We start from the raw sequence: 22,907 nt of genomic DNA, 5'->3' as shown, positions 1-22,907 counted from the left end.
TTCCACACCATCCAGTACACTTATTGTTTTGTGCGTGGATCGCGTATGCAATCCACCAGCATCGCCACTTTAGCTCAGTCGGTAGAGCGGCTCACTCGTAATGAGCAGGTCGTCAGTTCGATTCTGACAAGTGGCTCCACCACCCTAGATGGGTTCGCCCGTCTAGGGTTTTGCATATCGGCCGAAAGGTCGGTACGGCATGCGCGAGTGGCGGAATTGGTAGACGCGCAGGATTTAGGTTCCTGTGTCTTTGACGTGTGGGTTCAAGTCCCATCTCGCGCACTTCATCAAACGGCTTTATTCCGCCTTTTTTCAATACCGAATGTCGTTTTTTGCCCACGCTGTGCCCACATTTGGGAACATATCGGGAACATGCTGCGGAATCGGCCGCGCAATCTCCAGCATCGAACCCCGCGCCATGGAAAACTTGGCTCGTTTCTTCCAATTCACGCCTAAGATGGCGGATTGAAGACGACAGCGAGAGAACAGAAACAGGGAACCACACGATGCAAGCGCTTATCCAACCCGTTGCGTTACTGCTGATCATTCTGGCCGGCTACGCGTTCAAACGAGCCGGGTTCTTCGGGCAACGCGACTACCGCATTCTGCAGACGGCGATATTCGATCTGGTGCTGCCCGGCGCGATCATCTATTCGTTCGCGACGAATCCGCATGAGATCAAACTGCTGTGGATCTCCGTGTTCGGTCTGATCGTCGCATCCATTCCGCCCATCACGATCTTCCTCGCCACCATGCACAAGCCCGTGGCACGACGAGCGTTCATGATGCTGAACGGGTCGGGCTTCAACGTGGGATGCTTCTGCTTCCCCGTGGTCTCGTCGTTCCTCGGCACGGCCGCGATCGTTCCGGCCGCCATGTTCGATATCGGCAATTGCGTGATGGTGGCGGCCGGCACCAATGTGATGACGCAGTTGCTGCTACACATCCAGCCCGGCAAAACGCTGAGCGAACAGCATGCCGGCGACGCGCCGACTCTGCCCTATGTGAAGCCGAAGGACAAGGACGCCCGACGCCTGGCACGGCGTGCGCTGCTGCGTAATGTGCTCAAGGGGTTCTTCGGTTCGGTGCCGTTCGACGTGTACATGCTGATGATCGTACTTACGCTGGCGCAGGTGAAGATCCCCGGATGGATCGCCACGATGGTGCAGCCGCTGTCGAACGCGAACTCGTTCTGCGCGATGCTGATGGTCGGCATGCTGATGGACCTGCCGGCGTCCCGCCGCGACGTGAAGGACGTGCTGACGGTGATCGGCTGGCGCGTCCCGTTCGCCATCCTGTTCGCGATGGCCGCCTGGTTCATCCTGCCGTTCTCCGCGCCGATCCGCGAGGCCGTGGCGCTGTGCTGCCTCGCACCGATCGCCGTGTTCTCCACCTTGTTCACCGACAAGGTGCTGGGCAATGCCAAGCTCGCCGGCTTCTCGCTGACCATCACCGCCGTGCTCAGCCTGGTCATGATGACCGGAGCGCACTTCCTGTTCACCGCCATGGGCGTGTGAGCTAGGCACACGCTGCCGCACGCTTGTTGCCGCATATGCTGTCGCAATACAGCATGAGGCTCTGTGGCCTTGTGCGTTTTGCGACAGCAAGGGCCTGATTCTGTCGCGAAATATCGGCGGAAATGCCGGCTCATGTCGAAATGCGACAATATGGGCCCGATTCCGTCGCGAAACGACATGAACCACAACTGTCACGTGCATTTCGCGACAAAACGGGGCGATATCGTCGCGAAATGCCGGCGGGAAAGCCGATTCATGCTGATTCGCGACAAAGGGCACAAGCATCCCGGCGCATGGGAACACACTCTCACACATACGAAAAGCGCCCTGCAATGCCGACCGCCAATGGAGGCAGAAGGCATCACAGGGCACTAAAACACGCCAGCACGCCAGCGAAATCAGAACAGCGCACGCACCGCGGGCACCAACGCCTTGAGCGCCTTGCCACGGTGGGAGATGGCATTCTTCTCCTCCGGCGTCATATCCGCGGAGGTAAGGCGTTCGCCGGCCTCGACGGCGCGCGCCGGCTGATCATCGGGCACGAACAGCGGATCGTAGCCGAAGCCATTCGTACCGTGCGCCTCGCGCAGCAGCACGCCGGGCATCTCGCCAAGCTCCACGGTCTCGGACGCGATCGGGTACGGCGCGGCATCGGCGGGCCCCGGCACCACCAAGGCGGCAGCACAGCGGAAACGCGCAGTGCGCTTGGCATCCGGAATATCCGCCAACTGCTTGAGCAGCAGTGCGTTGTTGGCCTTGTCGTTGCCGTGTTCGCCGGCCCAACGGGCGGACAGGATGCCCGGGGCATTGCCCATCACGTCCACGATCAGGCCGGAATCGTCGGCGATGGCCGGGCAGCCGGTACGGGAGGCCACGTCACGCGCCTTGAGCAGCGCGTTCTCCTGGAAGGTCACGCCGTCCTCCACCGGGTCGGGAAGATTCAGCGAGCCGGCGGAGACCAGTTCCACCTGCTGCGCGATCTCGCCCAGGTCCTCGGCGAGAATGCGGCGGATCTCCTTGAGCTTGCCTTCGTTATGCGTGGCGACGATGATGCGCATTGCGCTACTCCTTCTGTTGGTGCTTGTTGATGCTTGGGTCGGTTCTTATCGGGTCAGTCCTTGGCGAGCGCCTCGCGCTGTGCGGCCTGCAGCTCCTTGTTGCCCTTTTCGGCCAGGTCGAGCAGCGTGCCGAGTTCCTTGCGCGTGAACGGACGATGTTCGGCGGTGCCCTGCAGCTCGATGAACGCGCCGGAACCGGTCATGGCGACGTTCATGTCGGTCATGGCCGCGCTGTCTTCCACGTAGGGCAGGTCCAGCATCGGCGTGCCGTTGATCACGCCGACCGACACTGCGGACACGCAATCGGTGAGCACCTTCTTGGCGGAACGGATGTGATGATGCTGTTCGGCCCAGTTCAGCGCGTCCACCAACGCCACGTATGCGCCGGTCACGGAAGCGGTGCGGGTGCCGCCGTCGGCCTGCAGCACGTCGCAGTCGAGCTGGATCATGTTCTCGCCCAGCGCCTTCATGTCGACCACGCCGCGCAGGCAGCGACCGATCAGACGGCTGATCTCGTGCGTGCGGCCGCCGATCTTGCCGCGCACGGATTCGCGGTCGGTGCGTTCCGCCGTGGCCCTCGGCAGCATCGCGTATTCGGCGGTGACCCAGCCCAGGCCGGAGTCCTTGCGCCAGCGCGGCACGCTGGGGGTGAAGGTGGCCGTGCACATGACGCGGGTGTTGCCGCATTCGATGAGCACGGAGCCTTCCGGGGCGTCCGTGAAGTGACGTGTGATGCGCACCGGGCGCAGTTCGTCGACCTTGCGGCCGTCGGCACGAGTAATGGAATGTTCACCCAACATATCTGTAATTTCAACCATGCGCCCCAGCTTACGCGCACGCCGTCATTGCGCCTGGGCGCGCAGTCGTGCGCCGCCGTGTTCGCGTGGCGAACCGCCCCATTGCGTAAGGGGGCTGGCACGGCTTACAGTCGGATTACCTATTGGTTACCTATTAGTCACCACGAGACGGGACAGAAGAATGGTGGATTATTCGCCGGCCCTTATGACCGACATGTATGAGTACACGATGCTGGACGCCTGCCTGCGGGACGGCACGGCGGACCGCAAGTGCGTGTTCGAGGTGTTTACCCGGCATCTTCCCGCCGGTCGGCGCTACGGCGTGGTCGCCGGCACCGGTCGTATTCTCGACGCGCTTGAGCACTTCCATCTGGACGACGAGGATCTGAAGTTCCTGGCCGAACGCAAGGTGGTGAGCCCGGATACCATCAAGTGGCTGGAGAACTTCCATTTCTCCGGTTCGATCAAGGGCTACCGCGAAGGCGAGATGTTCTTCCCGAACTCCCCGATCCTGCAGATCGAGGGCACGTTCGGCGAATGCACCCTGCTGGAGACGCTGGTGCTGTCGATCCTGAACTACGATTCCGCGGTCGCCTCGGCCGCGAGCCGTATGGTCAGCGCTGCGAAGAACCGCCCGTGCATGGATATGGGCGGACGCCGTACCAACGAATGGTCGGCCGTGGCCGCCGCGCGTGCGGCCGTGGTCGGCGGTTTCCAGGGCACCGCGAACCTGCTGGCGGCCCAGCTGTACGGTCTGAAGGCCATCGGCACCGCGGCGCATTGCTTCACCTTGGTGCATGACGACGAGCGCAGCGCCTTCGAATCGCAGATCGCCGCACTGGGCAAGAACACCACGCTGCTGGTCGACACATACAACATCGAGGAGGCCGTGAAGACCGCCGTCGAGGTGGCGGGCCCCGAACTGGGCGGCGTACGCATCGATTCCGGCGATCTCGCCTCCCTGGCGCAGCGCGTGCGTAACCAGCTGGACGCGCTGGGCGCCACGAACACGCGCATCACCGTCACCAACGATCTGGACGAGTATGCGCTGGCCGCACTGCAGACCGCGCCGGTCGATTCCTATGGCGTGGGCACCATGCTGGTCACCGGTTCCGGTGCTCCGACCTGCGCCATGGTGTACAAGCTCACCGAGCGCGAGGGCGCGGACGGCGTGATGGCTCCGGTCATGAAGAAGAGCAAGGACAAGGCCACCACTCCGGGCCGCAAGCTCGCCTACCGTTCCTACGAATACAATCTGGCCGAGGCCGAGCACGTGATCTCCGGTTCCGAAGACAAGCTCGCCGGCTATACGCCGGATGAGGGTTGGAAGGATCTGCTGGTGGATTACGTCGACCACGGTCAGATCGATTCCAGCTGGCAGGGTCATGATGCGATCATGCGCGCGCACGACTACCGTGCCGCGGCGTTGAACGAGCTGCCGATCACCGCGCAGAGCCTGATGAAGGGCGATCCGGTGATTCCGACCGAGATCACCGTACTGTAGGCGATTTTTATATAGGCGGTTTCGTCACGCACGAGTCATTTGCATCGAAGCCGGAAGGCCGACTGCCGCGCCACTGCGGTGGTCGGTCTTTCTTATTCTTATCGCCGCTCTCCCAGTTCGTAGTACGAAACCCGTCATCCGGGCACCGCCGCCCAATGCCTATCACCCGATGTCGTAGACGCGGTTCTTGTAGTCGTTCCAATCGGGAAGCGGTTCGTTGCGTTCCAACGACTGTTTGATACCGCCGTAATAATGCAGTTTGCGCTGCACCTGCATGGCCGCCTCATCAAGCGCGCGGCGCTGCTCGTCCAGCGCCTTGCGCCGTGATTCCAGCAATTCCAGGATCTCGTCGATATGCTCCGGCTCGTTCTGCTCGTAGACGAAGAACTTGCGCAGGTCGTCGATGGTCATGCCGGCGTTCTTGAAGCAGCAGATCGCCTTCAGCCGGCTGATGTGCCGTTCCTCGTATTCGCGCTGCCCGTTGGCGTTGCGCGGCACATCGGTCAGCAGGCCCTGTTCCTCGTAATAGCGCAACGTCGACGTCTGCATGCCGAACCGTTCGGCGACCTCGCGAATACCGTATCCCATTACTCCTCCGTTTCCGCTCTCCGCTCTGACACGCCACCTTGGCGCCATGGTTGCGTTCAAGTGTACTTGAAGTGTGAGGATATGGAATCGGACCAACAACATATCAGCCCAATGAGGAGATCCTATGTTCGAACCGACCATTACCTATACGCCATCGCCCGACCGCTACAACAGCATGACCTACAACCGCTGCGGCAAGTCCGGGCTCAAACTGCCCGCGATCTCGCTCGGATTCTGGCACAACTTCGGCGACCTGACGCCGTACGAGCACATGAAACAGCTCGTGTTCACCGCCTTCGACAACGGCATCACGCACTTCGACCTGGCCAACAACTACGGCCCGGAGCCCGGCCGCGCCGAGCGCAACTGCGGCAGACTGCTGCGCGAATACTTCGGCCATCACCGCGACGAGCTCATCGTGAGCACCAAGGCCGGCTACGAGATGTGGGAAGGACCTTACGGTGACCTGGGTTCGCGCAAGTACCTGCTTGCCTCGCTGGACCAGAGCCTCGAACGCCTCGGCCTCGACTACGTGGACATCTTCTACCATCACCGCATGGATCCGGACACCCCGCTCGAAGAGACCATGGGCGCGCTGGCGACCGCCGTGCAGCAGGGCAAGGCGCTGTACGTGGGCCTGAGCAACTATGACGGCCCGACGCTGGAGAAGGCGAGCGCGATCCTTGACGAGCTGCATGTGCCGTTCATCATCAATCAGAACCGCTACAACATCTTCGACCGTACGGTGGAGCACAATGGCCTGAAGGAGACCGCCAAGCGGTTGGGCAAGGGGCTGATCACGTTCTCGCCGCTGGCCCAGGGTCTGCTCACGAACCGTTATCTCGACGGCATTCCCGCCGACAGCCGCATTGCGGTTGACCCGCGGTTCCTGAAGGATTCCGCGTTGACGCCGGAACGTTTGCAGCAGATCCGCGAGCTGAACGACATCGCCGTCGAACGTGGCCAGACGCTGGCCGAGATGTCGCTGGCCTGGCTGCTGCATGACGGTGCGGTCACGTCCGTGCTGGCCGGCGCCTCGAAGCCGCAGCAGATCCTGGACAATATCGGCGCGCTGCGCAACACCGATTTCAGCGACGAGGAGCTTGCCCGCATCGACGAGATCTCCCAGCGCTGAATCGGCCCCACGTCTGCACGCACCGTACACACCGTACGCGCCTACTAGTGCACGCGCATACAGACGTAAGCGAGGCCCGTGCCTATCCCGCTGAACGCGCGGACGGGTACGGGCCTCGTTTACGTACTACCGGGGTCACCGGGTCTGCCCGACCCGACTCCCCCACACCGCTTAGCGGAACATCTCCTCGTAGATGCGCTTGCAGTCCGGGCACACCGGGTACTGGGAGGGGTCGTGCTTCGGCACCCAGATCTTGCCGCACAGCGCCACGACCGGGCGGCCGGTCATGCGCGATTCGGCGATGCGGTCCTTCGAAACGTAGTGCGCGTAACGGTCCGCGTCGCCGTTATCGGAGCGCTGCGTCTCCTCCTTGACCTCGGGACGTTCCAGCACCGAGGTGCCCGCGCCGGAATCCGGCGTGGACTGCGGGTCGCCGCTGTTGAGATACGTGTTCATTGCGATGTGCTCCTTCACGCGTTCGATCAATCCGTTCCCATCATAATGTTTTCCTGTATGCGCGCCGCGATGCGCCATTTCTTGCCATACGAAGAGGTAGGCTTGTTCCTATGACCAAAGCAGTATGCCCCGGCTCGTTCGACCCCGTGACCGCCGGACATCTTGACGTAATCGAACGCAGCACGCGTTTCTTCGACGAAGTGCATGTGGTAGTGGCGGTGAACGCAGCCAAAACACCGATGTTTTCTGCGCAGACCCGCGTGGATATCATCCGCCGCGCATTGGCGGAACGCGGCTGCGAAAACGTGGTCGTCTCGTTCACCGACGGACTGATCACGGACTATTGCAAGCAGGTGGGTGCCACGGTGATCGTGAAGGGCCTGCGTCAGAACGGCGATTATGAGGCGGAACTGGGCATGGCCCTGGTGAACCGCCAGATCGCCGGCATCGAGACGCTGTTCCTGCCGGCGAACCCCGTGCTGGAGCATATTTCGAGCTCCATCGTCAAGGATGTGGCCCGCCATGGCGGCGACGTGACCGGAATGGTGCCCGATTGCGTGGTGCCGATGTTGAACGAGGCGTTACATAAGGAAAGGACTTCCCATGAGTGACCAGAACGATGTCGAACATCCGACCGGATATGTGGATCTGACCGGCGAGAACGTGGCCGGCGCGGCGAACGTCGCGAACGCGAATCCAGCGCCGACGGGAAGCGCCCCCATGCCCCCGGCACCGGCACCGACGGCAGCGCCGGCATCCGCGCCCATGCCCACCCAGGGCGGCCAGGCCGCGCAGCCCACCGGAGCCTATGCCGAACCGGCACCGGCACCCGCACCGACGGCGGCATCGGCACCGCTGGAGGAGACCGTGGCGGCGCAGGCGCAGTTCACCGATGACGACCAGTCTTCCGCCACGCCGAACTTCAAGTCCCCGTTCCCGCTGCCCGACCTGAGGGACACCCCCACCGCCGAGGAACAGAGCCACGAGGAGTTCACCACCGTCTACGATGTGATCGGCAAGCTGGAGGACACGCTGAACGAGGCCAAGGGCGGGTTCTTCTCCCCCGGCCTGGTGAAGGTCGACCGCGATGCGCTGATGACCAACCTGGACGAGCTGAAGAAGATGCTGCCGGTGCAGCTCGAACGCGCGTCCGCGCTGATGCGCGAGGCGGAACGCCGTCTGGAAAGCGCCCAGACCCAGGCCAACGCCATCGTCGCCTCCGCGCAGAGCCGTGCCGCCGACACCATCAAGGAAGCCAACGACCAGGCGCAGTTCCTCGCCGGCCAGGAGAACGTGACCGACCTGGCAAGGCAGAAGGCGCGTGCCATCCTGAACACGGCACAGGCCAAGGCCGATCACCTCACGCAAGGTGCCGACGACTACTCCGCCAAGGTAATGGAGGGTCTGCGCCAGCAATTGACTAAACTCACCAGCGATGTGGATGCCGGTCTGAATGTGCTGCACGAACGCCAGCGCGCCGCAGCCGACCAGCTTCCGCACGTTGACCAGAACGACTACCCGGAGGCCTGAACCCATGCCACATATCGAGAATTCCCCCTGGACCGTACCCGTCGCACAGGTCGCGTCGCGTGCAGGCCAGTCCAAGCCGATCGATGACGATTTCCCCGCACCCAGCGGCATCGGCGACGACATCATCGGCGTCAAGGAAGGCGAGCCCGTACACGTCAGCGGAACGTTCGACTCGATCGTGGACGGCCTGATCCTCAACGCCACCATCAACGCCCCCGTGCACGCCGAATGCACCCGCTGCCTCAAGCCCATCACGCGCGACTGGTCCACGCATGTCACCGTGTTCTTCCCCTACCAGGACGAACGCGACAACCGCAAGCAGCAGGACGAGGTGGACATCATCGCCGGCGAGGAGGAATCCGAGGACTCCTACCCGCTGCTCGACAACGGCGCCTTCGCCAATCTCGAGGCGCTGCTGCGCGACACGCTGGTAGACGAGCTGCCCCTGCAGCCGCTGTGCCGCGATGACTGCCGCGGCCTGTGCTCCCAGTGCGGCGTGGATCTCAACGAGAACCCCGACCATAGGCATGAGACGACCGACATCCGATTCGCCGGACTGGCCGATCTCAAGGCGAAACTGGAACGCGAGCAGCAGGACTGACGGGCGACACGCGTGCACGCATATGCCCGCACCGGGCATTTGTACGCACGTTGCGTTAAAGTACTGAACGCTTAAGCTCAAATGTTCGAACGAAACAGAGGATACTGAAATGGCACTGCCTAAGTACAAGACCTCGCGCGCCAACACTCATTCGCGTCGCGCGAACTGGAAGGCGACCGCTACGGCTACCGTGACCTGCCCGAACTGTGGCGCTCCGGCCCTGCCGCACATGGCCTGCCCGAGCTGCGGTTCTTTCCGCGGCCGCGTCTACCGTGAGGCTATCCAGTCGGTTCACACCAAGTGAGCAACGCTGGACAAGCATGATTGAAGCCCTGCCATCGACGGGTGGCGGGGCTTTTCATATCCCAGGAATTGTTCATATCCAGGAAGCAGAAGATAGAGAACCATGACAGACGAAGCACGGCACAAGTCCACCACACGCACCTACCACAACGACGGCAGCCAGCCGGCAGCGAACGAGCTTCTGGAAGCGCTCGGCACCACCATCAGCCCCGACCTGCTGGTCCAGGCGCTCACCCATCGTTCCTTCGCGCACGAACACCCCGGCGTCAAGCATTATGAACGTCTTGAATTCCTCGGCGACGCCGTGCTGGAACTCGTGTCCACCGAAACGTTGTTCCGCCTGCACCCGGACATGAGCGAGGGCGAGCTGGCGAAGATGCGCGCCAAGGCGGTCAGCGAAGAGGCTTTGAGCGCCATCGCACGCACCAAGCTGCACGTGGAGCCGTACATTCTGCTCGGCCGCGGCGAGGCGGCACAAGGCGGAGCGCAGAAAAGCTCCATCCTGTGCGACATCGTGGAATCGCTGATCGGCGCCACGTTCCTGGAGCACGGCATCGACGGCGCACGCAAGGTGGTGCATCGTCTGATCGACGATACGCTGGCCGAAGTCGCCACCGAAGGCCCGGCATTGGATTGGAAGACCTCGCTGACGGTGAAGGCGCATCACCTTGGCAAGGGCGAGCCGGTGTACCACATGGCGGTTTCCGGGCCGGAATACGCACAGGTCTTCACCGCCCGCGTCTCGCTGGGCGACGATGACGAGATCCTGGGCGTGGGCAAGGGAACATCCAAGCGCAAGGCGCAGCTGGCGGCCGCGGCGGCCGCTTGGAAGAAGCTCGGCTGATATCGCTTCCCTCAGTCTTTCTCGGGATTTCCCGATAGATCTTTCCCAGTGATGTGCGGTTTGCGGCATGGCACCCGGTTCGGATGTCCATACCGTAAACCGCATATCACAAATGTTGGCTCTTTGAATAGACTGGGAAAACAAAGCGCGCAGTACCGGCCACAAGCCGGCGGCGCAAGGACCAAAGAATCAAGAGATGTGAGAGGAACAATGGCCTTACCTACCCCTCTGCAGGCATTCAGCGCCGTGCCCAAGGAGCCGCACGACGAAACGCAGACCATCACCGATGGCGAAAAGATGACCGGCGCGCAGGCGCTGGTCCGTTCACTGGAAGACCTGGGCGTCGAAGACGTGTTCGGCGTGCCGGGCGGTGCGATCCTTCCGGTATACGACGAAATCAAGGACGATACGAAGTTCCACTTCATGCTGATGCGTCACGAGCAGGCCGCCGGCCACGCGGCCGAAGGCTATGCCCTGACCACCGGCAAGGTGGGCGTGTGCATCGTCACCTCCGGCCCGGGCGCGACCAACATGATCACCCCGATCGCCGATGCGAACATGGACTCCGTCCCGCTGGTCGTCATCACCGGCCAGGTGGGCGTGAACGCCATCGGCACCGACGCCTTCCAGGAAGCCGATATCGTGGGCGCCACCTACCCGATGGTGAAGCACTCCTACCTGGTGACCAACGCGCAGGACATTCCGCGCGTGCTCACCGAAGCCTACTATGTGGCCAATTCCGGCCGCCCCGGCCCGGTCGTGGTTGACGTGACCAAGACCGCACAGACCGGCAACATGTACTATTCGTGGCCGCAGCGCATGATCCTGCCCGGTTACAATCCGACCACCAAGGCCCACGGCCATGTGCTGTCCGACGCGGCCAAGCTGTTCTCGCAGTCCTACCGCCCGGTGCTGTACGTGGGCGGCGGCGCGGTCCGTTCCAAGGCCGGCGACCTGATCAAGCAGCTCGCTGATCTGACCGATGCGCCGATCGTCACCACGCTTCCGGCCCGTGGCGTCGTGCCCGACTCCGATCCGAAGGTGCTCGGCATGCTCGGCATGCACGGCACCATCGCCGCGACCGGCGCCGTGCAGCGCTGCGACCTGCTTGTCACCATCGGCGCACGCTTCGACGACCGTGTGACCGGCAAGCTCGACGCGTTCGCCCCGGCCGCCCGCGTGATCCATATCGACATCGACCCGGCCGAGATCGGCAAGAACCGTCAGCCGGACGTGCCGATCGTGGGCGACGTGGCCACCGTGCTCAAGGACCTGATCCCGGAGATCGAACGCTCCCAGGCCATTCACGGCAAGCCGAACCTGAAGCCATGGTGGAACGCCATCGATGAATGGCGCACCAAGTACCCGCTCAAGTGGGAGGAGCCCACGGACGGCTCGCTCGCACCGCAATGGGTGGTCAGGCAGCTGTCCGACCAGGCTGCGGACGATACGCTGTGGGTGACCGGCGTGGGCCAGCATCAGATGTGGGCCGCGCAGCTCATCGACTTCAAGCGTCCGAACTCCTGGATGACCTCCGGCGGTCTGGGCACCATGGGCTATGGCCTGCCGGCAGCCATCGGTGCCGCCGTAGGCGGCAAGGGTCGCCCGGTCTGGCTGATCGACGGCGACGGCTCCTTCCAGATGACCTCCGAAGAGCTGGCCTCCGCATTCTTCGACCACACCCCGGTGAAGATCGCCCTGCTGAACAATTCCGTGTACGGCATGGTCCGCCAGTGGCAGACGCTGTTCTACGACCAGCACTATTCCGCCACCAACCTGCTTGACGGCGAAGCGCACGGCGAGGACGGCGCGAAGCTGGAAGCCGACGGCAACATGCCCGTCGAAGTGCCCGATTTCGTCAAGCTGGCCGAAGCCTACGGCTGCGTCGGCATGCGCGCGTTCACCAAGGACGAGGCCGTCGAATGCATCAAGAAGGCCAATGAGATCAACGACCGTCCGGTGCTGATCGACTTCCGCGTGTGGAAGGACGCCATGGTGTGGCCGATGGTCGCCGCCGGCGCCTCCAACGATGACGTAACGTACATGCCCGGCATCAAGCCGTTGCGCGACGACACCGTTACCGGCGAGCCCGTAACCGCCGCCAGCGAGAACTGAGAGGAGAGAATCATGCCTCAATACCCTGCATCCCAGCCCGGTTCCGAGCGTCACACGCTGTCCGTGCTGGTGGAGAACCGCCCCGGCGTACTGGCCCGCGTGGCCGGCCTGTTCGCACGCCGCGCGTTCAACATCAACTCGCTGTCCGTCTCCCCCACCGAGCGCCCCGATATCTCGCGCATCACGGTGACGGCCGATGTGGAAGCCATTCCGCTGGAGCAGATCATCAAGCAGCTCAACAAGCTGCTGCACGTGCTCAAGATCGTGGAGCTCGACCCGCGTTCCACCGTGGAGCGCGAGCTCGTGCTCATCAAAGTCGCGGCCGACGTGTCCAACCGTTCCGACGTGCTGGAGATCGTGCGCATGTTCCGCGTGCGCGTGGTCGACGTGAATCCGGAGTCGCTGACCATCGAAGCCACCGGTTCCGAAGACAAGATCGAAGCGCTGCTCGGCCTGCTGGAGCATTACGGCGTGATCGAGCTGGTGCGTTCCGGCGCGGTCGCCGTGACCCGCGGCCCGAAGGCGCTGAGCGAAAAGGTGCTCGGCTCCGAGATCACCGGTCGCTGAACGGTCTGAGCAATCTGCCTGATTTACGGCAAGCGGTGTCCCACGACTCGTCTCGTGGGACACCGCTTTTCATTTGCTTCGATATCTCACCGCAATGCCGCAGACTTCCATTGCGACGCCTTGGGGATGCCACGAATGGAACGGGAGCACATCACCAGCACGGCGCTTGCCACGAGAATGGCGAGAAACACCAGCATCGTGCCGTGGAATCCGAGAACCGGAAGCAAGCTACCGGCCACTGCGCTGCAGAACATCGAAAGCACCTGGGCCGGAACCGTCAATGTGACAGTGATGCGCCCTTGCATGTTCATGGGCGATTTGGCGAAGATGAAGCCGAGCAGCATCGCGTTAAACAGCGGGAACGGCAGACCGACGAACGAATTGGCAACCAGCATGACCCAGTAGTTGTCGGTCAAAGCCACTGGCAAGACACATAGGCAGATGAACAGGTAGGCGACGCACACGGTTGAACCAACCGGAACCCTATCGCTCAGTTTGCCGGCCAGCAACGATCCCACAAGCATCATCAGCGATATGCCACCACTGATGAATCCGATGGAAGTCGCATTAGTCCCGCACGACACCAGATGCAGCTGAATGGCGTATTGGATGCCATTGACGCCGAAATTGAGCAATGCCGCCACGATGAGCACGACCACCAGCGTCTTCCTGTGCAACGACCATGACCAGCCTTCCAGGAAATCACGGAAGAAACCACCTTTCGCCGCATCGCCATCCGTTTTTCCGATACGCCTGTTATCCGAATCATGTTCGCGAATGCCGGTGGCGGCGACACCAGCCACGGCGTACATACATGCCGACACCAGGAATGGCAGCCATGGAGCGACGCTGTACAGGAATCCTCCGATGGGGCCTCCCGCCATGGTGATGGTCGCGTCACGTCCCTCGTTGAGGCTTCGTGCCTTGGGATAATAGCGGATATCGATGATTGAGCGAAGCAACGCATCCGTGGCGCTCCCGAGAAATCCATTAATGCCTGATGCAAGCACCGCAATCAGCAGCAATATGGGAAACGACAATGCGTCGCACAGCAATAGCACCGCGATCGCACCCCAAGCCAGAACGCCGATGACAGCGTTCGCCACGATGAGGCGTTTGCGGTCATGTCTGTCGACGAAGGTGCCTCCGAATACGCTCGCAACCTGTTGTGCAATCATCGACGCCGTTCCAAGCCAACCGGCAGCGACGGTGGAGCCGGACACCGCATATCCGAGCAAGCTGATTGCCAATGTACGCAGTGCTGACCCAGCTGCCGATGCCGTATCCGCAGTGAACCAAGGAACGTATCCTGCGGATTGCCAGAGTGATTTCATTTCTGATTTCATTTCCTTGCGCCTTCTGGATTGTCCATGAACTCACGGGAGCCCGACAACATCTACGAAATCCACCTGAAGGCCTGCAGAATCAAGGCAACTGGCCTGGTGTCCGCCCCATCGTCGCCGTGCATATCAGCTTTGATCCGCCAACGATGTATGACTTCATTGAGTTCTTCAACCATCAAACGCATTTCCTCGGCAGTCAGATTCAACACATGATCATCGCTGGTGCATGAATCAGCCCATTCCTGAGGCAATTCCGACAGCTTGTCCAGAAAACGCTCATAGGCCATTTCATAGGAGACCGCTGCTGAGCGCCGAAACAAATCCACAGCCTTTGCATCCTCAACTTCGCCCTTTTCCCCGGACCTTCCCAAACGAATCGCACTTTGACAAGCCTTCCACCAGCTTTTTCTTCGATCACCATCAGGAGACTTCACCTTCTCCACAAGTCCGGCCCCCGCAAGCTGCCCCAAGTGATAGCTGATGGCACCGGGCGCTTCGCCAAGCTGCTCGCTGATGCTTCCTACGGTCTGCTCGCCATTCACCCGCAATGTTCCAAGAATCCTCATACGAATCGGACTTGCCATGGCCCGAAGAGTATCGGCATTGGTTACAGTTACTGCGGCATCTTCAGTCAGCCGTGCTTTGTCTGGGATTGTCTCGGTCATTGCAGAGGTCTCCTTTCCGCCGCCTCCTATTATATACAAATTATTTGTACAATATATTTTTGAACTCAGTCGCAATACATGCCGCCGTCAACGCTATGATTTCCTTGCAGCAACAAAACGTCTATTCTGGAGCGAAAAGCAGACTAATGGGGGCATTATGCACACGCTTGCCAATGATCCGACCCTAGGGATCGTGGACAATGATCCGCTGGTCGCGAACGCAATCCGGAGCTTATTGGTCGAAACATGCGCACCAATACAGATTCTATGGACCGTCACTTCAGCCGAACAAGCACTTGACGCCATGAGGGACTCTTCGCAAAGACCGCAGGCCATACTCACCGATATCGCAATGCCCGGAATGGACGGCGTGGAATTGGCACGTCATGTCAAGGAACAATATCCAGATATTATCGTCATCGGCATCAGCGCCTTTTTGGACAGCGAAAACGAAAAAACGCACGGAGCGCAATGGACCGAGGCGTTCTATGCGATTCTTCCAAAAGAAATTCCCACAATTCAACTGGTCCGAATCATCGGAAAAGCCATTGGAAATGGAGAAGTTGCGTCGTGGACGGGAAAGAGCATGGAATCCATGCGACTTTCCGGCAAGGAATTGCAGATCATCGCCAGCTATGCAAACGGATTCACCACTTCCGCCATCGCCCGGCAACTCAACGTCAGCGAAGCATCGGTGAAAACATATGCACGGCGAGCTTTCGAGAAACTTCATGCTCACAGTCGCGCCGAAGCTGTTGCGACGTGTGCGAGAAATGGCTGGATATAACGATGAAGCTGTCACAACACATAATGTCATTGGCAAAGACCGCGCATAAGCCTTACCTGGCTGGATCCGTTATCTGCATTTGCTTTTTTCTGCTCGAACTGACCGCCTGGGCAAACATATCCCTCTGGTCATGGCTATATTTGACGCCTTATTGCATTGCTCTGCTGCTATTAGCCTGGTTCCCCATGCCGGCAAGTATGGCGATCCTTGCAACGCACATAGCGTGCGCGCTAATCCCGGCAATCTGCGACGGCCCTTCGACCTTGTACGGCACATGGCTTGCATGCGGAATACTTGCGTTTGAAGTCAGACGATTTGCATTTGCCATCGCAGGACCGATGCTTTGCGCTCTGGCGCTTCCTTTGGGATATTGGACAGGCGGTATCGACTACAATCCAAGCATCCCCGTGCTTGCATGCTCCTATATCGGGGCCTTTTTCGTCGGCTTTGCCATACGGTGGAAGATACAGACAGAGCGACGGAAGACCGACCTGACGATTGCGCAAGAACAAGTACGACGGCAACAGGAACGGCTCAGAGAGACTCACATACTGCATGATTCCATTGCAGGGTCTATGACATATGCGATTCTGCTGTGTCGCAAGGAAGAATCCGTGAAAAGCAATGATGCTTTAGCACAAATCGAACAGGTACTTACGCAGGCGTTGCATGAGCTTCGCACCCAAATCATCAATCCCATGGCCAACGATCTTGAGACAGGTAATGAGACAGATAAGAGGAATGATCTCGATCTTTTCCAGCAACGCATCGAGAGCCAATGCAATAGGCTCAGAACTCTAGGCTTTGCCGGAATGCCAATAATCCGTGGGGATTTGAACGTAATAGACAAAGCGGAGCTGCCACTGTTGCAAACAGCCTGCACCGAAATACTCAACAACATCGCAAAACATGGGAAACCAGGCCCTTTTGCCTTTATTCTCTCGGTGGAAGCAGGATCGGCGGAATCAGGCGAGGCTCACATCTTCGCATCGAATCCGTACAGCGCCGCGATGGATAGCGAATCGAAGAACCACTATGGAATCGCCCTCATACAAAAATTCGTGCGGCAACGTAACGGGACAATGACCATAAATTCAGAAAATGAAGAATGGTCATTGTCCCTGACGATTCCGCTAACCCATCAAGCAAATCAAACCAGCCGCCAACGTTATTCCCGATGATTCTCCTTTACTTCATATACGGAGACAACAAGATCCGTGTTGTCGATATTGATAATGGACAATGATGTCGCGCTGGGGAAATTCTTCGCCGGCAGAGAGATCGTCTCTATTCCATTGGACGTACAGGCTTCCCTCGTGGTCAGAGTGTGCGGCTGCCCATCTTTGTAGAGGACGAGCGAGTAAGGAGCCTGTTCCTTCTGTTCGCACATGGAAACGACGTAGTACATATTGTTTTCGTCGACCTTTTTGGAAAACGGAACAGTGCCATCGCCGTGCACGGATTTCGCGCCCAGCTTGTTTACCAGAACCAATTTGTCCGAGTCATTGAGATCATCGACGGCGACACGGTCCAGAGCGTCCACAGTAAACGCTTTATACGCTTGCTCAGCAGCATCATCGTTCTTGCTGCTGCTCTGAACAGCGCTGCCATCAGAGGTTTCATGTGCGGGATTCGCACAACCGACACATGCACACAGCAGCAAAACAGACAACACACAGCCGAGGCTTCTTCGCGTCACTTGATTCATGAGACACCTCCATCGGTTTCTCCAGCGGGAACAACTGCAGCTTCCCGTAAAAATGAGAATATGACATCGAACCATACGACACCACACCTCGCTGTCGCACGAATGGCTAACATACATCCAAAAGCACTAGACTGGACACGGGTTTGCGGAAGAGTTTTATGTGTAGTTGGGGAATGTGACGAGATGACGATTGATTCCATCCATGCGATTACGGCATTATGCATCGGCATCGTGCTTATTGCACTGCCTTGGCTTCTCCCTCGTGATTCAGGGGCATACGTACGGTGCGCGCAATGTCTTAAGTATCATCAGGCATGCAGCTCCGTCTGCCCCGCGTGTCTTACACCCGATTCCATTGCATCCGGCACGCCACGATATGCGCATATCCTTGTCACACGCACACGAGGCATGCATATTCAGTTTCTGCTTGTAATCGGCGAACTACTTATCTGCGTGGCGCAGTGTGCGTTACCCTGTCTAATCATCAAAGACATCATCAGTAACGCCGGTCTGCCAACGGCTTACGGCATTGATCAGAACATCAAACTCGCGTTCGTTCTTATGGTCGTTCCAACTGTCGCCTGCTGGTATGCGTTCCTCGGTTCCGGGCTACGAGGGGAACAAAGCTATTCGCCCACACGCCCGATGGTATTCCGCCGCGGAACGCCATCCGTCATCAAGGAACTGCTTTCCGGTCTCTCATTTGCGATTGCGCAATCGGCCTTGCTGTGGTTCGTGTTCCGCCCCATGCTGGCCGTCGACGGCGCATCGGCATTCATGCTAAAAGATTGCAGGCCTCTGCTTGCATATGGCATCGGGACCATCTGTAGCGTTGTCGTATTCGCGATTTCCTGCTGCGTGGCGCCTTGCACATTCGGCGCGTTCCGGCACGTACCGCGTGGAGGCTACAGCATCGACCCGGAGAACGGAGCTATTGAGACTTCGCACGAATCCTCAGGATTCAGCATTACCAGCGTATTGGAACTACTGCAGGCGTTGCTCGACGATTGCCTTCGCTAGGCAAGCTGGCGCGCAACGCGGCTAATCAGCTGTCAGCCTTGGATGGAATTACTTTCCTTGGTAAAATGTACGTACAATATTGACTATTTGTACATACAAGTGAATGAGGTTTCTGATGAGTGCATCGACGTTGACCATACGAATGGATGACGATCTTAAGCGCTCGGCCGCCGACGTGGCCGAATACTACGGCCTGGATCTCTCATCGGTGGTGCGCGCAGTGTTCAAGCAGATGGTGAACACCGGGCGCATCCCATTGACGTTCGCCCCCGAGGAGCCCAATGACGAAAGCCGGAGCGCCGCCGCCGAAGCGAACAGCTTCATGGCATCGGGAAAGGCAGGGCGTTTCGCCAACGGACATGACCTGATCGAGGCGGCGATGCGCTGATGGGCCGACTGACCGCCGACTTCGCGAAGGCCTTCAGCCGTGATTTGAAAAAGAACGCCAAGCGGCGTAACTTGAACCTGGCCGAGCTTGAAAAAGTCATCGATCTGGTGGTGGAGAACACCCCGGAAACACTGGATGAGCTGCGCCGCCGCCACAACATGCACACCCTGTCCGGCAATTGGCGTGGACGGTACGAATGCCATGTCGCCAACGCCGGGGACTGGCTGGTGATCTGGTCATCGAACGGCACAGTCGCGTTCTTCGAACGCACCGGCAGCCACGACGAATTATTCCGTTAAACTGACGCTGAGCGAATCGCCACCGTCAGTTTGTTCGAATGGGGCTACTCGAGCTGTTCGGAGAGCTCCATCCACTCCATTTCGAGGGATTCGGACTCGTCCGTGACGGTCTGCAGCTGCTCGTTGAGCTTGTTCAACCCCTCGTAATCGCTCGGGTCATGCGCAGCCATCTGCGCTTCCAGATCGGCCTTCTGCTCCTCCAACTTGCCCAGCTTGCGTTCGATCGCGGCGACGCGCTTGGACGCCTCATGGAATGCCTTGCCGGTGAGCTTCGGCGTGGATTCGGCCGAACCGGCGTCGCTGACATTCGATTCAGCATCGCTTGAGGAAGCCGCGGAACCAGCCGAACCAGCCGCAGCGGCATCGCCGGCATCGCCACTCTTCCGTCCCTTGCCGTTCTTACCGGCCTTCTCGTCCGCGAACGGGTCTTTACCGTTCTTGATGGCCTCGGTCATATCGAGATAATCCTGCACACCGCCGGGCAGATGCCGGATCTTGCCGCCGATCAGCGCGAACTGCTGGTCGGTGACGCGTTCGAGCAGGTAGCGGTCGTGGGAGACGACAATCAGCGTGCCCGGCCAGGTGTCGAGCAGATCCTCCATCACGGCGAGCATGTCGGTGTCAAGGTCGTTGCCGGGCTCGTCCATGATGAGCACGTTCGGTTCGTCGAGCAGGATGAGCAGCAGCTGCATGCGGCGCTTCTGTCCACCAGAAAGGTCCTTGATCGGCGTCATGAGCTGCGCGGATTCGAAGCCGAGGCGTTCCATCATCTGCCCCGGCGTGGTCTCCTTGCCGTCCACGATGTAGCTTGGCTTGTAGCGGCTCAACACTTCCTTGATCTTGTACTTGCCCAGCTTCTCCAGCTCGTCGAGGCGTTGCGAGAGCACCGCGAACTTCACGGTCTTGCCGATGTTCACATGGCCTGCGGTCGGAGTGATCGTACCGTCGAGAATCTTCAGCAGGGTCGATTTGCCGGCACCGTTTGCGCCGACGATGCCGAAACGATCGCCGGGACCGATCAGCCAGGTCACATCGTCAAGAATCTTACGGCCAGTCACGGTGATCTTCTGCGCCGCGGACGTGACCTCAGGCGTGGAATCATCGGCGTCAGCACCCGATTCCTGTGCCTGTTCCTCGGCCTGTGCGGCCTGTGCGGCGGCCTGCCGCGCCTCGGTGACACCGGCATCCACTAGGCGTGGATCGGTCAGATCATCGACCGCCACCTCAACGGACCCATGCACCTGCGGTTCGGCATACATGGCCGGCACCACGTCCACGCGGGAGGCGGAATCCTCCATCTGCGCCACATCGGGGTCGATGTCGGCCTCACCCTGCGCGTGCTCGAAGATCTGCGTCACATCGATCAGATCGACCACCTGCTTGCCCAAGCGGGAGGTGGCCATCTGCTTCAATTCCAGCGTATTGCGCATAGGCGGCACGTCGGCGATGAGCTCGCGCGCTGCCTTGACATGGAACTTCTGCTTGGTGGAACGGGCGCGAGCGCCACGCGACAGCCATGCAAGCTCCTTGCGGGCAAGGTTGCGGCGCTTGGTCTCGCGCACGTCGGCTTGGCGGTCGCGTTCCACACGCTGCAGCATGTATGCGGAGTAGCCGCCTTCGAACGGTTCGATCTTGCCATCGTGCACTTCCCACATCGACTCGCACACCTCATCGAGGAACCAGCGGTCGTGGGTGACGAGCAGCAGTGCGCCCTGCCCTTTGCTCCAACGGTTTTTAAGGTGTTCGGCGAGCCAGTGGATGGTTACCACGTCCAAGTGGTTGGTGGGCTCGTCGAGCGCGAGGATGTCCCAATCCTTGAGCAGCAGGCGCGCCAGATCGGCGCGACGGCGCTGACCGCCGGACAGCGAGCCGATCTTCGCGTCCAGGCTGATGCCGCCAAGCAAAGCCTCCACAATTTCACGCGATTTGGTTTCGGCCGCCCACTCGTAGTCCTCGCGACCTTCGAGCGCGGCCTCGCGCACGGTGGCGTCGTCATCGAGCGGATCGCGTTGGTCGAGCATGCCGAAGGTCAGGCCGCCGCGCATGGTCACGCGCCCGGAATCGGGTTTCTGCGTGCCACGGAACAGATGCAGCAGCGTGGATTTGCCATCGCCGTTCCTGCCGACGATGCCGATGCGATCACCTTCGAAGACGCCCTGCGTCACATCGGTGAAGATGGTTTTGGTGGCGAAGGCGAGCGATACGTGTTCAAGTCCCAAATCATAAGTCGGCATAAAGCACCAATGTAGCGCGCCGGCGGAACACCGTTGTCTGCGTCAGGCCCGCAGACGACTACGAAATCTCGCGCCTACTCGGCGAAGGGGCGGGGAATCTCATGCCCGGCCACGTACCGGTGGCTGATGTTCGCCGGCGTGCCCGTGTAGATGAACTGCTCCACCCGTTCCGCAACACTTAGCTCCCATGGCGAGGTCATCGGCTCCACCACCAGCGCGTCGAACGCGTAGCCGGGTTCGAACGATCCTGCGGGTGCCTGCCCCGTAGCCGCGGCCAGGAACCTGCCTGGTTCCTTGGTGGCCATATGGAACGCTTCCGGCAGGCGCAGCGCAGTCTCGTCGGCGTATTGAGTCTGCCGCAGCTTCGATACCGCAACCGCGGCGGCGATGTGGCGGTTCATGTCGGGCACATGCCCGGCATCCACGTCGCTGGCGATGGTGACGTGCAGCCCCTGCTCCAGGTAGCGCCGCGCCGGCATGATGCCGCTGGTCAGATTGGCGTTGGATTGCGGGCAGTGCGCCACGGTCACGTCATGGCGGCGCAACGTGTCGATTTCCTCGTCGTCCAGGTAGATGCAGTGCGCCATGATCGTTTTGCCGTCCCGCAGCAGCCCGTACTGTTCGTACACGTCCGTGTACGATGCGCATTCGGGGTGCAGTTCACGCACCCATGCGACCTCGCCGCGGTTTTCCGACAGATGCGATTGCACCGGCAGATCATACCGTTGCGCGATTTCAGCGAGTCCGCGCATGAGCTCGGGCGTGGTGGATGGCACGAAACGCGGCGTGACAATGTAGCCGATATCAGGAGTCTCGCTGCGCATCGTTTCGATGACGGCGACGGTGTTGTCCAGGGATTCCTCGGTGCTTTCGCTCAGTTCCTCGGAACCGTTGCGGTCCATGTTGACCTTGCCGAGGACCGGCCGGAGCCCCGATTCCTGCGCGAGTCGGGCGAGCGTCAGCGTGGCTTCGCGGTGCAGGGTCGCGAACGCGCTGAAACGCAGGGTGCCCACCTCCCACATGCGCTGGATGAAGCGCCGGTACCAGATCCGCGCATAGTCGGGGCTGGCGAATCGCGCCTCGGCGGGGAACGTGTAGGTCTCCAGCCAGGGAAGCAGTTCCTTGTCGAGGCCGAGCCCGGCGGTCGGATATTGCGGGGCGTGGATGTGCAGGTCGTTGAATCCCGGGATCACCAGCGCGTCGCCGAAGTCGGTTCTAGGCACGTCCTGCCAATCGGCCGGCACATCGGCCATGGATTCGTAACATCCCGAAACGATGCCGTTCTCCACCGCGACGACGCCGCGCCTGATGCCGACCAGCCGGTCCGGCATGGATGTGAAGGCGATGTCGCCGACGTACAGCATTCGATTGCCCGGGTGCCGCCCGGCCTGTGCGTTCACATGCATATGTTTCCCTTCTGCGCGCGTTGTCCGCGTAAAACGCATACC

Annotated in this window: 24 protein-coding genes and 2 tRNA genes; 17 read left to right on the top strand and 9 right to left on the bottom strand. The window is 60.4% G+C overall.

Translation table 11 applies throughout. The features are described from left to right. Positions 1 to 63: 63 nt before the first annotated feature. From G1C98_RS00995 to G1C98_RS00985, 3 genes are all read left to right on the top strand, one after another. A tRNA-Thr gene (locus tag G1C98_RS00995) sits at positions 64 to 139 on the top strand. Positions 140 to 201: 62 nt separating this feature from the next. Continuing rightward, positions 202 to 282, top strand: a tRNA-Leu gene (locus tag G1C98_RS00990). Positions 283 to 506: 224 nt separating this feature from the next. Then, a complete protein-coding gene (locus tag G1C98_RS00985) occupies positions 507 to 1,517 on the top strand; it encodes an AEC family transporter (RefSeq protein WP_169078396.1) in 1,011 nt (336 codons plus the stop codon). A gap of 398 nt (positions 1,518 to 1,915) precedes the next feature. Here G1C98_RS00985 and G1C98_RS00980 read toward each other — a convergent pair whose 3' ends face one another. Together G1C98_RS00980 and rph are read right to left on the bottom strand one after the other, a co-directional pair. Further along, positions 1,916 to 2,575: a non-canonical purine NTP pyrophosphatase gene (locus G1C98_RS00980; protein WP_169078395.1), complete on the bottom strand. Its 660-nt coding sequence runs from the start codon at positions 2,573 to 2,575 to the stop codon at positions 1,916 to 1,918. A gap of 53 nt (positions 2,576 to 2,628) precedes the next feature. Next, positions 2,629 to 3,393: a ribonuclease PH gene (rph, locus tag G1C98_RS00975; RefSeq protein WP_169078393.1), complete on the bottom strand. Its 765-nt coding sequence runs from the start codon at positions 3,391 to 3,393 to the stop codon at positions 2,629 to 2,631. A gap of 160 nt (positions 3,394 to 3,553) precedes the next feature. Here rph and G1C98_RS00970 point away from each other — a divergent pair, with 160 nt between their 5' ends. After that, positions 3,554 to 4,876, top strand: coding sequence for a nicotinate phosphoribosyltransferase (locus G1C98_RS00970; protein ID WP_169078391.1), 1,323 nt, complete (start codon positions 3,554 to 3,556; stop codon positions 4,874 to 4,876). Positions 4,877 to 5,038: 162 nt separating this feature from the next. On the opposite strand, the gene G1C98_RS00965 is transcribed toward G1C98_RS00970, so the two are convergent. Then, positions 5,039 to 5,464 (bottom strand): MerR family transcriptional regulator, encoded by a 426-nt coding sequence (locus tag G1C98_RS00965; protein ID WP_169078389.1) that lies wholly within the window; start codon positions 5,462 to 5,464, stop codon positions 5,039 to 5,041. A gap of 124 nt (positions 5,465 to 5,588) precedes the next feature. Between G1C98_RS00965 and G1C98_RS00960 the strand changes: the two genes are divergently transcribed. Next, positions 5,589 to 6,599 (top strand): aldo/keto reductase, encoded by a 1,011-nt coding sequence (locus G1C98_RS00960; protein WP_169078387.1) that lies wholly within the window; start codon positions 5,589 to 5,591, stop codon positions 6,597 to 6,599. A gap of 171 nt (positions 6,600 to 6,770) precedes the next feature. Here G1C98_RS00960 and G1C98_RS00955 read toward each other — a convergent pair whose 3' ends face one another. Continuing rightward, positions 6,771 to 7,055 (bottom strand): DUF3039 domain-containing protein, encoded by a 285-nt coding sequence (locus tag G1C98_RS00955; RefSeq protein ID WP_169078385.1) that lies wholly within the window; start codon positions 7,053 to 7,055, stop codon positions 6,771 to 6,773. A 110-nt stretch (positions 7,056 to 7,165) separates the two neighbouring features. Here G1C98_RS00955 and coaD point away from each other — a divergent pair, with 110 nt between their 5' ends. The 7 genes from coaD (at position 7,166) to ilvN (ending at position 13,015) form a co-directional block, all read left to right on the top strand. Next, positions 7,166 to 7,666 (top strand): pantetheine-phosphate adenylyltransferase, encoded by a 501-nt coding sequence (coaD, locus tag G1C98_RS00950; protein WP_169078383.1) that lies wholly within the window; start codon positions 7,166 to 7,168, stop codon positions 7,664 to 7,666. Further along, positions 7,659 to 8,585 (top strand): ATP synthase subunit B family protein, encoded by a 927-nt coding sequence (locus G1C98_RS00945; protein ID WP_169078381.1) that lies wholly within the window; start codon positions 7,659 to 7,661, stop codon positions 8,583 to 8,585. Before coaD ends, G1C98_RS00945 begins: the two co-directional genes overlap by 8 nt. A 4-nt stretch (positions 8,586 to 8,589) precedes the next feature. After that, a complete protein-coding gene (locus G1C98_RS00940; protein ID WP_169078379.1) occupies positions 8,590 to 9,186 on the top strand; it encodes a YceD family protein in 597 nt (198 codons plus the stop codon). Between the two features lie 109 nt (positions 9,187 to 9,295). Further along, the gene (gene rpmF / locus G1C98_RS00935) at positions 9,296 to 9,490 is read left to right on the top strand and encodes a 50S ribosomal protein L32 (RefSeq protein ID WP_169078377.1); all 195 of its coding nucleotides are present in this window, start codon (positions 9,296 to 9,298) and stop codon (positions 9,488 to 9,490) included. A 102-nt stretch (positions 9,491 to 9,592) separates the two neighbouring features. Then, positions 9,593 to 10,333 (top strand): ribonuclease III, encoded by a 741-nt coding sequence (gene rnc / locus G1C98_RS00930; protein ID WP_169078375.1) that lies wholly within the window; start codon positions 9,593 to 9,595, stop codon positions 10,331 to 10,333. 210 nt (positions 10,334 to 10,543) lie between these two features. Then, the gene (locus G1C98_RS00925; RefSeq protein ID WP_169078373.1) at positions 10,544 to 12,448 is read left to right on the top strand and encodes an acetolactate synthase large subunit; all 1,905 of its coding nucleotides are present in this window, start codon (positions 10,544 to 10,546) and stop codon (positions 12,446 to 12,448) included. 12 nt (positions 12,449 to 12,460) lie between these two features. Continuing rightward, complete coding sequence (gene ilvN, locus G1C98_RS00920) at positions 12,461 to 13,015, top strand: acetolactate synthase small subunit (RefSeq protein WP_003827458.1); 555 nt, start codon at positions 12,461 to 12,463, stop codon at positions 13,013 to 13,015. Between the two features lie 86 nt (positions 13,016 to 13,101). Here ilvN and G1C98_RS00915 read toward each other — a convergent pair whose 3' ends face one another. Both G1C98_RS00915 and G1C98_RS00910 read right to left on the bottom strand, forming a co-directional pair. Then, complete coding sequence (locus tag G1C98_RS00915) at positions 13,102 to 14,361, bottom strand: MFS transporter (protein ID WP_169078371.1); 1,260 nt, start codon at positions 14,359 to 14,361, stop codon at positions 13,102 to 13,104. 50 nt (positions 14,362 to 14,411) lie between these two features. Further along, positions 14,412 to 15,023: an ArsR/SmtB family transcription factor gene (locus G1C98_RS00910; protein ID WP_205831822.1), complete on the bottom strand. Its 612-nt coding sequence runs from the start codon at positions 15,021 to 15,023 to the stop codon at positions 14,412 to 14,414. Between the two features lie 157 nt (positions 15,024 to 15,180). Between G1C98_RS00910 and G1C98_RS00905 the strand changes: the two genes are divergently transcribed. Beyond that, positions 15,181 to 15,810, top strand: coding sequence for a response regulator transcription factor (locus G1C98_RS00905; RefSeq protein WP_169078369.1), 630 nt, complete (start codon positions 15,181 to 15,183; stop codon positions 15,808 to 15,810). 23 nt (positions 15,811 to 15,833) lie between these two features. Beyond that, positions 15,834 to 16,991 carry a sensor histidine kinase gene (locus G1C98_RS00900; RefSeq protein WP_240944870.1) on the top strand — a complete coding sequence of 386 codons (1,158 nt, stop codon included), beginning with the start codon at positions 15,834 to 15,836 and terminating at the stop codon, positions 16,989 to 16,991. Here G1C98_RS00900 and G1C98_RS00895 read toward each other — a convergent pair. Next, the gene (locus G1C98_RS00895) at positions 16,979 to 17,518 is read right to left on the bottom strand and encodes a hypothetical protein (protein ID WP_169078365.1); all 540 of its coding nucleotides are present in this window, start codon (positions 17,516 to 17,518) and stop codon (positions 16,979 to 16,981) included. The two genes, G1C98_RS00900 and G1C98_RS00895, sit on opposite strands and share 13 nt — an antisense overlap. 408 nt (positions 17,519 to 17,926) lie before the next feature. Between G1C98_RS00895 and G1C98_RS00890 the strand changes: the two genes are divergently transcribed. The 3 genes from G1C98_RS00890 (at position 17,927) to G1C98_RS00880 (ending at position 19,225) form a co-directional block, all read left to right on the top strand. Then, complete coding sequence (locus G1C98_RS00890) at positions 17,927 to 18,538, top strand: hypothetical protein (RefSeq protein WP_169078363.1); 612 nt, start codon at positions 17,927 to 17,929, stop codon at positions 18,536 to 18,538. A 115-nt stretch (positions 18,539 to 18,653) separates the two neighbouring features. Further along, a complete protein-coding gene (locus G1C98_RS00885; protein ID WP_169078361.1) occupies positions 18,654 to 18,926 on the top strand; it encodes a type II toxin-antitoxin system RelB/DinJ family antitoxin in 273 nt (90 codons plus the stop codon). Beyond that, positions 18,926 to 19,225, top strand: coding sequence for a type II toxin-antitoxin system RelE/ParE family toxin (locus G1C98_RS00880; protein WP_169078359.1), 300 nt, complete (start codon positions 18,926 to 18,928; stop codon positions 19,223 to 19,225). Before G1C98_RS00885 ends, G1C98_RS00880 begins: the two co-directional genes overlap by 1 nt. 44 nt (positions 19,226 to 19,269) lie before the next feature. Here G1C98_RS00880 and G1C98_RS00875 read toward each other — a convergent pair whose 3' ends face one another. Both G1C98_RS00875 and G1C98_RS00870 read right to left on the bottom strand, forming a co-directional pair. Then, positions 19,270 to 21,459 (bottom strand): ABC-F family ATP-binding cassette domain-containing protein, encoded by a 2,190-nt coding sequence (locus G1C98_RS00875; RefSeq protein ID WP_169078357.1) that lies wholly within the window; start codon positions 21,457 to 21,459, stop codon positions 19,270 to 19,272. A gap of 74 nt (positions 21,460 to 21,533) precedes the next feature. Beyond that, complete coding sequence (locus G1C98_RS00870) at positions 21,534 to 22,865, bottom strand: amidohydrolase family protein (protein ID WP_205831820.1); 1,332 nt, start codon at positions 22,863 to 22,865, stop codon at positions 21,534 to 21,536. Positions 22,866 to 22,907: the final 42 nt, after the last annotated feature.

The organism is Bifidobacterium erythrocebi (assembly GCF_012932675.1).
Lineage (GTDB): Bacteria > Actinomycetota > Actinomycetes > Actinomycetales > Bifidobacteriaceae > Bifidobacterium > Bifidobacterium erythrocebi.
The sequence above is the reverse complement of the archived record's forward strand: the minus strand, read 5'-3'. Positions and strand labels throughout refer to the sequence as shown.